The sequence below is a fragment of the Mucilaginibacter sp. McL0603 genome (assembly GCF_049992945.1).
In the GTDB taxonomy this organism is placed as follows: Bacteria; Bacteroidota; Bacteroidia; order Sphingobacteriales; family Sphingobacteriaceae; genus Mucilaginibacter.
The window spans coordinates 2,634,233-2,647,399 of the sequence record NZ_CP188251.1 but is presented as its reverse complement, the minus strand read 5'-3'; the positions used below and the strand labels follow the sequence as shown (position 1 = coordinate 2,647,399).

10 protein-coding genes are annotated in these 13,167 nt (G+C 40.3%); 3 read left to right on the top strand and 7 right to left on the bottom strand.

What is annotated here, in order from left to right; translation table 11 throughout:
* Nucleotides 1-11: 11 nt before the first annotated feature.
* The 6 genes from ACPPVU_RS12495 to ACPPVU_RS12470 all read right to left on the bottom strand — a co-directional run bounded on the left by ACPPVU_RS12495 (nt 12) and on the right by ACPPVU_RS12470 (nt 8,940).
* A complete protein-coding gene (locus ACPPVU_RS12495; RefSeq protein WP_426672044.1) occupies nt 12-1,661 on the bottom strand; it encodes a response regulator receiver domain in 1,650 nt (549 codons plus the stop codon).
* A complete protein-coding gene (locus tag ACPPVU_RS12490; protein ID WP_426672043.1) occupies nt 1,651-4,644 on the bottom strand; it encodes an ATP-binding protein in 2,994 nt (997 codons plus the stop codon). Before ACPPVU_RS12490 ends, ACPPVU_RS12495 begins: the two co-directional genes overlap by 11 nt.
* On the bottom strand, nt 4,645-5,736 hold the full coding sequence (locus ACPPVU_RS12485; RefSeq protein WP_426672042.1) for a DNA cytosine methyltransferase: 1,092 nt from the start codon (nt 5,734-5,736) through the stop codon (nt 4,645-4,647). It abuts the gene before it with no gap.
* Nucleotides 5,737-6,011: 275 nt separating this feature from the next.
* Nucleotides 6,012-6,218 (bottom strand): exodeoxyribonuclease VII small subunit, encoded by a 207-nt coding sequence (xseB, locus tag ACPPVU_RS12480; protein WP_426672041.1) that lies wholly within the window; start codon nt 6,216-6,218, stop codon nt 6,012-6,014.
* Nucleotides 6,196-7,665, bottom strand: coding sequence for an exodeoxyribonuclease VII large subunit (xseA, locus tag ACPPVU_RS12475; RefSeq protein ID WP_426672040.1), 1,470 nt, complete (start codon nt 7,663-7,665; stop codon nt 6,196-6,198). The genes xseB and xseA overlap by 23 nt, the downstream gene beginning before the upstream one ends.
* 264 nt (nt 7,666-7,929) lie before the next feature.
* A complete protein-coding gene (locus ACPPVU_RS12470; RefSeq protein ID WP_426672039.1) occupies nt 7,930-8,940 on the bottom strand; it encodes an HNH endonuclease in 1,011 nt (336 codons plus the stop codon).
* A 166-nt stretch (nt 8,941-9,106) separates the two neighbouring features.
* On the opposite strand from ACPPVU_RS12470, the gene ACPPVU_RS12465 reads away from it, so the two are divergent.
* Genes ACPPVU_RS12465 through ACPPVU_RS12455 form a run of 3 tightly spaced genes read left to right on the top strand, consistent with a single transcriptional unit; the run spans nt 9,107 to nt 11,734 of the window.
* Nucleotides 9,107-9,439 carry a helix-turn-helix domain-containing protein gene (locus ACPPVU_RS12465; protein WP_426672038.1) on the top strand — a complete coding sequence of 111 codons (333 nt, stop codon included), beginning with the start codon at nt 9,107-9,109 and terminating at the stop codon, nt 9,437-9,439.
* Complete coding sequence (locus ACPPVU_RS12460) at nt 9,432-10,499, top strand: DNA cytosine methyltransferase (RefSeq protein ID WP_426672037.1); 1,068 nt, start codon at nt 9,432-9,434, stop codon at nt 10,497-10,499. The genes ACPPVU_RS12465 and ACPPVU_RS12460 overlap by 8 nt, the downstream gene beginning before the upstream one ends.
* Nucleotides 10,496-11,734 (top strand): DNA cytosine methyltransferase, encoded by a 1,239-nt coding sequence (locus ACPPVU_RS12455; RefSeq protein ID WP_426672036.1) that lies wholly within the window; start codon nt 10,496-10,498, stop codon nt 11,732-11,734. Before ACPPVU_RS12460 ends, ACPPVU_RS12455 begins: the two co-directional genes overlap by 4 nt.
* A gap of 2 nt (nt 11,735-11,736) precedes the next feature.
* Here ACPPVU_RS12455 and ACPPVU_RS12450 read toward each other — a convergent pair whose 3' ends face one another.
* A complete protein-coding gene (locus ACPPVU_RS12450; RefSeq protein ID WP_426672035.1) occupies nt 11,737-13,167 on the bottom strand; it encodes an LlaJI family restriction endonuclease in 1,431 nt (476 codons plus the stop codon).

Here is a 13,167-nt window from a genome sequence, read left to right as displayed (position 1 = left end):
CTCTTAAAATTCTAATTGCTATTTCTTCTTAGCCATTCAGACTCGTCTAATCCTACTCTTGATAATTGCGCTGCATAATGGTTGGCAACTTTTTGAGCATGCGCGTCTTTGAGGTCGAAAGCCCACTGAAACATTTCATCTGATTTGGCATCAAACTTTTTGTGTCCCTTTGAGTATAACGGTTTGAACAAGTAATTTGGGTTCTTGCCATATTTACGGGCATAAACCATTTCATTAAGATTTGCCTGAAACCTGATTGTTCTGATCTTATGGGTGTTGTAATCTACCTTAAGTTTTACAAAAGAACCCTCTGTTTGCTCCAAGAAATGAAAAGATTTATCATCTGTAATTACATCCAGCGGTAGGAATAAAAACTTTCTGGATTCATTCGCCTGAATTCTTACACTATCGCATTTCTGCTGAATACATATCCAGTACTGATTGTTTTTTGTTCCTTTCAGTACTGTTCCTAAAGTTAATTTTGGTCTGTATGAAGAATCAGTATAATTGCTTTTATGGTGAGTGAGAATAGAGAATTTTTCGTTAGAGTTTAAGCTTATATAATCATCTGGTGTAAAAAATGGCAATGTATCTTTAGTACTCCTGAACAACTTCAAAATCGCCTCGTCTGTTATAACAACGGCAGGGAATTGTTTTTGCATTGCTTCCTTCAGAAAGTTGAGATAGCCTTTCAATTGCCAGTTTTTTAATTCGGCTTCGGAAATTTTAACCTGCTGTTTTTGAAGTTTGATTTCCTTGGCTGAGAAAGTAAATTGACCGATCCAGTCTTTTATCTGTTTAAAAGAACAGTTATCGATAACGTTGTGATAATCCAGGATAGATGAAAAACTGCTGATTATTGAATCTTTTAAAAGATCACCGGCATCCTCAGGAGTAGGAAGTAAAGACCGGTGAGCCAAAAATGCAGGGTCAATTTGCTTATTGTAAATTTTCAATATGCGGGCAGTACTTTTCCTAATAGTACTTATTGCATTCAAAGCCATATTAGAAACGAGTCCTGATGTCATTTTTGAAAATTCCTGAGTGATAAAGTCAGGCAGAAGCTCGTATGAAACAATTTGCTTTAGAAGTTCTGGATTATGTTTAAACTGTTTTTCGAGTGCCGGTTTCCCAATAACAAGGATCGATGTGTAGTCGGAACTGATTTTAAAATCAGTATCCTTCTTATATTTAGGATTATTAAGCTCATTAAATATTTCCGTTGTGATTGCTGCAAGATCAATTTCACCGGTGTAAATAAGAACCAGCTTTAGTCCGTCATGACCAATATCGCCGACTGATAGAACCTCTTTGAGGATTTTAATAGTATGCTGACCTCTAGGGTCAATATTATCTTCGTCGTCTTCTTCATTTTCCGGCTGAATATTAACATCCTTCAGATTAATTCTCCAATCCAGTACGGCGATATCAGCTTTTTTTGCCACAAATGCCAAATCAGATATTTCTGCCTCTGCCTGGGGATTGTATACTGCACATATTTTGCGGTGTCTGGCGAATGCATGTGTCAGTGCTGTTGGATCAAGATCATTTGCACCACTGTTATCAGCTTTTTTAAAAGCTTCATCATCAATGAAAATGACATTTTGGATAAAATCATTGGAGATTTTTTTTGACTGCAGAACGAAATTGTCAGTTTTCATCGATTCCCTTTATTTTTTCAATTTTAAATGTAACTGAACTGCCATCCCTCGGGGTATCTACAAAAATACGGTAGTTTTCAACCTCTAAAACCTCCTTACTGATATGCAGTCCCATCCCGCGGCCATTTTGCTTTCTTGTGAATCCAAGATCAAATATTCGTTCCGCATCAGTTAAAGAAATCGCCGGTCCATTGTTGGATATATAGAACCCTGTATCATCGGCATGAAGTCTTATTATTCTTTCTCCCTCATCGCTTTTTTGTTTTAACCAGTAAATCGCATTATCAATTACATTTACAAAGACCGGATAGAAGGTTGACCTGAATCCGAACAATTTTCTGTTCGTGAAGCCCTTTGTATGTAACAACTGGATATTATGCCGCTCAAACCGTGGTTTAAACAGATCCAGTAAAAAAATTTTAATGTCCATGGAGGGAATTTCTTCCTTATTCCGGTTTAGTCTCCTGTTCAACGGCGTAAACAAGTTCAGATAGCCATCAAGATGTTCAAAATTTATGCGAATATTATTATATACACCATCCAGCTTGTCATTTACATCGGCCCAAGCTTTCAAATCCTTTAGGCTTCCCCGGATTGAATTAATGCTACTGTTGAATTCATGATGTATTACACCGACTGCAAGTCCAAGTTGACTCAGTTCAATATCTGCATGAATCCTGTCCCTTAAATCCTCTAGTTCTTCGGACATGGCATCATTAATCTGATCGCTGGTGATAATATTGTTATCAGGATCTGTACTCCAGTATATTCCGTGCAACTGCTGTATCACACTTTCAAGTACCTTTGTAGCCTTATCTCTTTCATCACTGATTTCGTCCTCAACACGCTTCCGTTCATTAACGAGGTTAAAATCTGCAGATTCAATCATATTAAGGTTTTTGAACTGGTCTTTAACATCTCGTATTTTATTTTCAAGGCCAATCATCAGATCCGACGCCAGGTCCTTGACCTTTGCTGTTATTTCAGAGACGGCATCTTTAGCCTCTTTTTGCTTTTTAGAAGTCGCTTTTTTGGCCTCAATGGAAATGAAGTCAACAGCTTGTTCCAGACGCTTTCTTTTACTGATTTCGATGTGAAGCCGATTTGTAAAGTCATCAACCAGCACATCTATTTCATCGCCTGTCTTCGTAATTAAATTCGACTCTATTTTTGCATATTCCTCAGTATATGCTTCATAATCTTGGCGCGTTTCCTTTGAAATGGTAAATCCCCGCGGCGTGGATATCCTTAATTTGTTGCGATAGTCCGAAATATCTTGGCGTGCTTTAGACTCCGCATCTATCAATGCCTGAGCAGCTTCTTCAGGATCTTCTATATACGCCACATTTTCAAACCGCCGTTTGGCAGTGTGAAAAATTTCATTAATATCATTCGTGTACTGATCCTTGTCCCTGTTTTCAAAAAACTTATTCAGATCACTTTGGAATTTCTCTTTCCTAGCTTTTGACTGTTGGTCTCTTTTTTCCAGTGCCCTGAAAAATGCCTCTCTTTCCGCCCTCTTTTTAACCCATATTTCAGCTTTCGGTCCTGCGCCTGATCCTTCACGAAAAAAATCAGCCGCCAACTGGGTGAAAAAGTTTTTTAGAATATCTCTGATCTGATTATATGCTTTATTCTCTATAAAACCTTCCCTACCTGCCTTTTCTTTTAAATTGGAATTCTGTGACTTGGATATATCTAAAACGCCGAACATCCGCCTCGAATTGAAAAAGTAAAAGGACGCGCTTTTTGACCTGTTTTTTTCAATGTCAAGCCAGTCAATATCGGGGTTTCCATAGGGAAGTATTCTGATGTTATCTTTGTAAATATATAAACCACCAAATTTTTCAGCTTTTGCATAAAGCCTTGCATGATTCTCTTTGTCTATAATGGACTGTCGCTGAGTACCCTGAAAATAGGCTACATTAATATGAAATGGCCCGCAAAAGGTAGGTTTATAATTATTACCAGCCCAGTTGATTTTATGAAGTTCATCGCTTCCACGATAAACCTGTACCTTGCCACTGAACTGGCCAAATTCATCAAAGTCACCACTAAAGTGATGGTCGGCTAACTGAAAATCTTCGGGTGTGAAAAATTGGTCTTTATCGATTATGCTTGTATAGGTACCGTCAGTCCCCTTGTAATCACGAAAAATAGCTTCTATTTGAGGTTTGGGATGCTGGGGAGTCATTGTATTCGTAAACCCTACGAGCATCTTTTCTATTTTCGAAGATGACTTGTCTTCCCTGTCACCATCAATATCGTAATTTATTGAGTCGTTAATTGGTGAAATAAAGAAATGGGTACCGCATTTGCCGTCCTTTAGTGTTGTTACGCCAACGGTAGCCGCTTCAAGGTCTTTGGGAGAACATCTGAATGAATAAATACCCTCAATTAATGCGTCATACTCCTTATCAGTTAGGTCATCATTCTTAACCAAAGGTCTTAAAGAATCTGCTATCTCATCCTGCATTAACTTAATTTGCTCATAGGAAGGAAGTTCATCAAATTCCCTGACCGGTATAATAATATCATCAAGATTGAGGCCGGGTAGCTCAAATATATTCCAGTTAATAAAGGCCGCAACAATTGGATGGGATTCACCCGTTCTTTTGGCACGGGTTAAAATCAGCATCTGGCTTCCGATTGAGGCAATCGCTAATCTGCCGATACCTTTTTCACCCATTATTGGGCGTATATTCTTATCAGGATCTACCGGTGGCGGAGGGGTTTTTCTGTTTGTAAATTTACTCTCTGTTCCTAAGGTCAACCAACGGGTTTCAAAATCATTTTTTGTCATTCCTAACCCGTCATCTCTCAGCACAAATACCTTTTCCTTTCGGAAGTAATCTACCTCCACATTATCTGCGTAGGCATCATGTGCATTTTTAAATAATTCATTAATAGCCGTAGGAATCCCTGCGATTTGTTGCCTGCCGAGTAAATCAAGTGTCCGTGCCCTCGCTTTAAATTTTGCCATTTATGAATTAATTATACTTACTGCAATTCTTCTGGCCATCTCAGGTGGAACTGCGTTACCAATTTGCTTGGCTACAGAAACCAGTCCGCCAATGAATTTATAAGTGACGGGAAAAGTTTGTAAAGTTGCGCCTTCGCGTAAAGAGAGGCCTCTATCTTCTTCGGGATGGGCAAATCTTCCGCAGGATGTGGCTATAAAACGGGTTGTTATAGTAGAGGCTGGTTTATCCCAATAAAGTCTGCCGTAAATAGTTTTAAATATATCGTCTTTCCCTTTCCCTCTGTAAGCATCAATCTGCAGTTCCTCATCGTCTTTCCAAGCTTTTCTGGTGCCACCATCCTTAGGCGTAATCTCAATCCTGCGTTTGTTTAAGGGACTTAAATGTGAGGTTGAATGATTGAAATCTGTAAGGTCAATATGACCATCCGGAATTTTTGAGAAACCATTGTGTTCGCCAATATAGTTTCTTACAGTTAAATTTTCGTCGTCCAGAGGTTCAGGGAAGGAAATTTTGTCCGATATTCTGGAAGCGATTAACACGAATCTTTTTCTCCTCTGAGGAACTCCGTACTGATCGGTTCTGATTATCTTATACTCGTACTTATATCCGTTAAATACGAGGAAATCAAGAAAACCCAATAGGGTATGGTTATTTTTTGCGTTTAGTAATCCCGGAACATTTTCTACAACAACATATCCGGGCATAAAATATTTTATAAAGCGTTGAAAATCTCCAATAAGGTTACTTGAATAGGAAGACTTATGTTTTAGCGTATTAATTTTGCTCCAGTACTGGCACGGGCTACAACCAATAAAGATTAACTCGTTATCAAATTTCTTTATTTTAAGTTTGTTTTGAAGATCTTCCGGCTGGTACTTAGTAATATCCTTGTTTATAAATTTGGCACCCTTATGATTTTTCAAATAGGTTTTTTCGAATTGTTTTTCAATATCAATTCCGCCTAAAATCTTTACTCCGGCCTGAGAAAAACCACACGACATCCCACCGGCTCCACAGAAAAAATCTACTAATTTAAATGTAGGAATTGTTTTTTCTTGATTATTTGTATTTTTGACTTGATTTACAGGCATTTATAGGCATGGTCTAAAAGTCCCAATATCCATATTTTAGACGACATATAACAAAAAAATCTAAATATCAAGCAACAACCTATTGAAATAATAATAAACTACGTTGATAACTATAAAAAACACAGAGTTATAATTCTCCAAAGCTTCTAAATTTCCCTTTCGGCAAGGGAAAGGTCCTTTAAACTGTTTTTTTTAACCCAAAACAATAACGCCTCGTTTAACGAAATAAAAAAACTTTCATTGACATATGATTAATATCCATCGCACCCTTCAATCTATTTTGCCGAAGTTTCCATTTGCTTAATTATGTTATCCACCTCGGTTTCCGTGGCCCTTAATTTTTCCTGGCAAAATTTAATCAAATCTGCTGCTCGTTTCACTTTTTGGGCTAGCACATCTACAGTTATAGATTCACTGTCAATTTGCTGGGCAATTGATTTAAGCTCAGTATAGGCTTTATCATAAGTTAGTTCCTGTTCCATTCTTTTTACTGCTTACTTTGGTTTCAATCAACGTATCTTTTAGCTGGACACTGATTTGATCATTTATATTAATTTTTGAGGGGTCTGAAATGACATCACCATTTTTCCGAATTATCGCAAATCCTTTTTGCAATATTTTATCGACATTAAAATGCCGGAACAGCGTGTCATAGTGATTTACATAACTGCGCTGGGAAACGATATATTTCTTAGTCGAATTACTGATTTTCTCGACTTCATTATTCAGGTTATTCTTTTTAATAGCAATAATAGACGTTGGTTTACTGATGAGTAAACTACTCATTTTTGTCAACTCATGGCGATGATCACCTAAAATGCGAAAACTGTTTGCTACTACAGAATGATGATATTGAACAGCTTCTTCCTTGCGTTTAGAAATCAACCTGTTCGTAGAATTTATTACGCTAGTTTTAGCTTGATTCAGATTTTCATTTTTTTGAACCAACAGGTCCCTGGTTAAATTAATAATTTGCGAATTCACATCAGAAAGCGCCGATTTTTTCAATGCAATTATACGCTGGCTGTTCACCATAATGCCTTTTTCAATATTTAAAATATTGTTCTCGAAGCTGTGGCAACGATTTACAATAAACTCGGCGGCCTTAGTAGGAGTTTTTGTTTCTGTTTGTACAAGCATATCAACTAAGCTCTGGTTACTATGATGACCAATACCAGTTATTATAGGTATAGGAAAACGTGCGACCGCCCGACATAGGTTATAATCGTTAAACACAAGAAAATCTGTTTGAGCGCCGCCACCACGGCAAATAACCACTGCATCGATGTAAGACAAATATTGGGTAAAAATCCGTTTTAAATTGTCGACCATTTCTTCAGCCGCAGTGTCCGATTGCACTTTTGAAAGAAAAGGAAACAGATGAAACTTGTAGCCGTAATCATTAGCATTCAGCGTATGAAGAAAATCGTTGTACCCCTCTGATTCCTTTGAAGTAATTAAAGCCACACCTTTAATAGCCGCCGGATAAGTTAATTTTTTATTACTGGTATAGATGGTTTCACCAATTAACTGAATGTGTTTTGGTTCGTCCTTCAGCAGGCGCGCTAAAGTTTGTTGTTTTACCTTTTCCAGGTTGCCAATGGTAAAAGCTACGTCCACATCATAAAGAATAGTTCGCAAACCATATTCAATACTGTAATCTACTTTTATCTTCACAAGAACTTCGATATTGCTTCCAAACTTCTGGTGCGTATAACTCTCAAAATTCCGGATGACTTCAGCCCCGGTAGAAAATGCGGTACATGATATTTTGGTTATCGAAGAATTTGCGGAACCATGTTTTTCACTCAGATCGAAATAATGGTATCCACTCTTAGCAATAAATTTATGACTGGTAATTTCAGCAATTACCCAATAAAACCGATCAGCGAAATGCTGGTTGATTACTCCGGCAATCTCCTTCGTCAATTCAGATAGTTTGACTGGCCGCCTGTCTGTTGAAAGGGTATCTATCACAATTACTTAATGTGTTATTTATTAGAAAGATAAAGGTACTAAAAAGTGTAATTGAATTAGATTTTGCGCTATGGAGTATTTGCGTTCCCCGCTGTTACCAATATATGCTAAGTGGTTAAAAAAGTTAATAACTACTTTGATGACCGACACATTAATTCAAACTGTGCACGTTTTCAGAAAGGGGGAGGAAAGAACTGTAAAATGATAATACTCGATCTACCTATCTGTTTTCAGTATCCGGATGCTGCCTGAATAAAGAAACAGTCCGAAAATATTATCTCGGTGATGTTTAAGGAATTTCTTTTCCGGTTGAAAATAAGGCTCTGCCGGCAGAATCAAATCTTTCCCATGGTAATCGTCCAGCGGTGTTCCACCCAATTTTTCATGAACGATAATTTTAAAGTCATCGCCGATTGTAATCATGCCTTTGTCAAACGCCCAGTGCATATCTCTTGAAAGTGCAATGCCGTTGCATGGCAGGAACGTACCTGCATGTGCCCGTGGCTGGATATGGGCAGCTTCGAGATTGCTTAGTTTTTTATACCTGATTGAGGTACCGGTAATGGCGCATTTATAGCCATAGGCAAGAAGCACAAAATCCCTGAAGCTATCCGGCCCGAACAGGCTGGCCCCTCTGGTTTCTTCCACGTCAGCTTCTTCAGCGGCAAGAGCCTCTTCCTGCTGCTGTATTACGTTGTCCAATATTTCTGGTGGAATAACAATGTCCTCATCTGCCACATCAACATCTCTTTTCGGGAGGAATGTTAGCTCATCGGAAATGAGGGCATGACCGCCGCGGATGTCAGATGTTTCTATAAGAATATCAAGTGCTGCATGATTTTCTTCACCTGGTCTGTAAACCGACAGCAGGTACTGTGGGATAACGCCCTGTGTTTCTATTTTTTCGAAAACTACAATGTCGTCCGGGTGGTAATAATCACGGTCCGGATCAAGTGAGCGGTTCAGGTAAATGCGGTATTCATCCCTCGTCCCGTCCGGCAAGGTAAATTTATCATTGTGATAAACATATGCGGAGTATATTTTAGAATCGGAAAATGGCGGTATAACCGGAATGAGCACATTGTCATTGGTGACTGTCTTTGACAAGTGTGGAAAGAATTCCAGACAGGATTTAGATATATAGAAATAACGGCCCCTTGCCGGTTTACCGCCACCAGATACCCCCAATTCCTGAGTGCCCAATTTCTTTATGTAATATCTTGCCATCCCCAAAAATAGTATTTATTACATCAATTATTAATAGCCCATACAATAGTCTGAAACTTTCCCCAGCGTTTAATTAAGCATAAAGTATTTAACATCCACATTATTTTTAAACATTATACTAAAAATGCTGGCAAATGTCTATTATTGTCCAAATTGTTTATTCCAAATGAAATTATTTGGTGAGATCATCAAAGACTTGCGACTCAAAGGTGAGCTTCCGCTCCGAAAGGTAGCCGCTTTTCTGGACCTTGACACTTCGGTGCTCAGTAAAATTGAGCGGGGTGAACGGCTTCCTGGCAAGGAAACTGTAATAAAGGCAGCGGAATTTTTCTCTCTGGACAAAAAAGAACTGCTTGCAAACTTTTATGGTGAGCAGGTTGCAAAGATAATTTTCAGAGAAGAAAACTGCGGCGAGATACTCGAAGCCGCAAAAAACAATGTAGAATATTTTAAAAACAGATATACACAACAGGGACAATTGGATTTCGATCATGACTAACAATAAACTTACCGCTATTGATCTTTTCTCCGGGTGCGGAGGTTTCTCATTCGGCTTTCAGGAGGCCGGCTTCAAAGTTGCTTTAGGTGTCGACAATACCGAGGTAGCACTGAAAACATTCGCAAAAAACCATGAAAATTCAAAAACGCTTAATCTTGACCTTCACCTGGACAGTGCAATTGATGAAATTGAAGAGAGTGTGAAGGGTCAGAAAATTGACGTAATTATAGCCGGGCCGCCCTGCCAGGGCTTTTCACTTACCGGGACCAGGAACGAGAATGATAGCCGGAATACACTGTTTAATGCCGTGTTCAGGGTTGCAGCGAGACTTGATCCGCAGGCCATCATCATTGAAAACGTACCAGGCCTTCTGAATATGTATAACGGTAAAGCTAAAACCGAAATTATCCGTCTATGTGATGAAATGGGTTATACCTGCAATCCCAAGATCCTGTTTGCACCTGAATACGGCGTTCCGCAGATCAGGAAAAGGGTATTTTTTGTCGCCCTGAAAAAGGACCTGGGAACTTTTGAATTCCCGGAGAAACTGCATGATGAAGCCAGCTACATTACCTGCGAACAAGCAATCGGTGATCTTCCGGATCTTGAGCACGGCCTTGGTGAAGAAAAGATGCCTTACGACAAGGCACCCTTCACCCGTTATCAGAAAGTAATGCGTAATGGCAATAAATTTATAACCAATCATGTCGGAACCACCCATACGGAGCACGTTATCAGCGTAATTTCACTGGTACCCGAAGGCGGGAATCACAAAGACCTTCCGCCAGGTGTCGGTGATTCCAGGAAATTCAACGAGGCATGGACAAGATACCACAGTAAAAAACCATCAAAGACAATTGATACGGGCCACAGGAACCATTTTCATTATAAATGGAACCGGGTCCCTACGGTAAGGGAAAACGCACGCCTGCAGTCATTTCCCGATCACTTTGTATTCCTTGGAAATAAAACCGAACAGAACAGGCAGGTCGGCAATGCCGTACCTCCTCTGCTTGGAAAAGTACTGGCCGAACAGCTCCTTAAATTTTTAAAACCATGAAAATTAACGTAATCGACTTATTCGCCGGGTGCGGCGGGCTTACAGACGGTTTTCTTCAGACCGGTAAGTACCATACTATAGCTGCTGTTGAATGGGAGCTTCCGATGATCAATACGCTCAGGAATCGTTTGAAAACAAAATGGGGTTACGATCTGAAGAAAAACAATGTTCTTCATTTTGATATTCAGCGTACCGAAGAATTGCTGCATGGTTTTTCGGATCCGAGGTTCGGAGAAAGCGACGGCCTTGTCAGGCTTGCGGGAAAAAAAGCAGTGAATATGATCGTCGGAGGTCCGCCATGCCAGGCCTATTCGATTGCCGGCAGGGTGCAGGATAAAAACGGAATGAAAGAAGACTACCGCAATTTTCTTTTTGAAAGCTATGTCAAAATGGTTGATCATTTCCGGCCACATTCTTTTGTCTTCGAGAATGTCGAGGGAATACTGTCAGCAGCACCTGGTGATATTCCTATCACACAGCGTATCCGGGAGGCATTCAGCGCAATTGGCTACGACATAGCCGGCGACCTGCGCAGGGATGCATTGTTTGACACTTCCCTTTTCGGTGTTCCACAGAAAAGAAAACGGGTAATCATTTACGGCGTACAAAATAGTGACACCAGTGATCAGGAAATTACTGATTTTTATTCGCGTATGAGGAAACTGCAGAGCCAGGAGCCCACGCCTGCAGAAACAGCGTTCAGAAATCTTCCGAAAATATTTCCGCTAAAAGAGGCAACACGCAAACAATCGCACCAGGTTCACATGAACGGTGTCCCGCTACCGCCTAATCACGTACCGAGAGTTCACAGTGAACGGGATATCGGTATTTTCGGCATACTTGCCGCGGACATCGAATCCGGCACATTCAAATATTCAAGCACTGCTTCGCTCATCCGGCTTTACGAGGAATCAACAGGCAAAAAATCCAATTTCCATAAATACCATGTTATCCGCAGAGACAGACCGGGCAACACGATACCTGCTCATCTTTACAAGGACGGCCTCCGTCATATTCACCCGGATCCGAAACAGGCCCGTTCTATTACGGTAAGGGAAGCTGCCAGGATTCAGTCCTTTGATGATGACTTTGAATTCCTGGGATCGCAGGGAGACCAGTACAAAATGATCGGCAACGCTGTACCACCGTTATTTGCCAGGCAGGTTGCAGAAATCGCATGGGATCTGTACAAAAATTATTCTGCTGTAAACCTGAGTGAGCCTGAAATGGCCTGATTTTATACAGACGGCAATTTATCCAGGTAACTGAATGCGGAATCAATAAAGTCATAAACTTCTGCTTCAGAAAATGCGGAAAGCCGGGTGTACCTTTCAAAAATAATATCCGGGCTCAGGTTAAAAGTGAGAACCGGCTTTTTTATTTTTCCGGAAACGTTAATAAGGGTAAACATATCGTTATCGAGCCATACATGTCCGCCATTCTCAAACCAACCGGAGGCTGGCGGATTTATAGCCGGAAAAATGAATGCATTGATCACATCGGCAGACCGGTAACCGATTTCTTTCCGGGTTACCCCTGCTTCGTAAAAATACTGTTTGATGATGTCGCCGATTGGCGGAAAGCTGCCTTTCCATTCATAGTTAAGCAGGTAATATTTGGCATCAAGGATTAACAGCAGCTCCCGGTCGCCCATTTTTATTTTTCTCAGTACATCAGGTTTGAGTGTATCATTGATATTTACAGCCAGGTACTTGCCTGTCAGTGCGTTAAACCACTGAGGCAGCGAAAAAAGTTCGCCTCTTAAATCGCTGTTGTGCCTGAAAGTATATTGAAGGGCGGCCTCCCATACCTGTTCAAAGTCACGTCTTCCATAAAGAGACATCGCTTCGCCCGACCGCGAAAAACCAATTTCAATCAGTTCACCCAGTGCTTTAAGGAGCAGAATTTCGCGTTCTCTGAAAGTAATCCGAAGCTGTTTTTCAATTGCATAAAGAAGTGAATATAAATCCCCGAGGTCCTCCGGGTCGGATACCGCATCAGGTTCATCAGCCATTTCCAGGTCGAGCAAAAAGGCATAACGCCGGTTACAATAGTTTATCGCGTATTTATGAATCCTGGTAATCAGGCTGTCGGTAACAAGTTCATCAGTGGAACTGTAAGTACTGAAATAATAAGGCATGCCGCCGGAAATTATCGGGTCAATATTATTTATTGTGAGTTCCCAGTCAGTATCACCACCGGCATCAACCATCACTATCTTCTCGTTATAAAACCAGAGACCGTTATCCTGATAATCCAAGAGGATAAACTCAGCTATAGCTAATTCATTGGTAAAGCCTGCTGTGTTTTCATTCATAAAATCGGCCGCAGCAACTTCTATATTTTTTTGATTGCGGGCGCCGTATTGATTTCTTTTGAGCAGTCTGAACAGTTTGCCCGCTGCAACTTTCTGTATTTTTGCTTTTTCTCCGGGGGCATGAATTCCGGCAAACTGTTTTCTCAGGTATTTAGGAAGTACGGTCACCAATCTGCTTCCCGAGGTTGCGAAACCACAATAATCAAGCGACATCTTTCCGCTAAGCGGATTTTTATTTACCAGTTTTCTCTCATCAAATACCGGGAACAGTTCTCCGAGGGCAGCTATAATCTGCCCCGGAAATTCCTCCTCTGCGAATTCAAACAGTAAAATATCTTCCGGCTCGCTCAT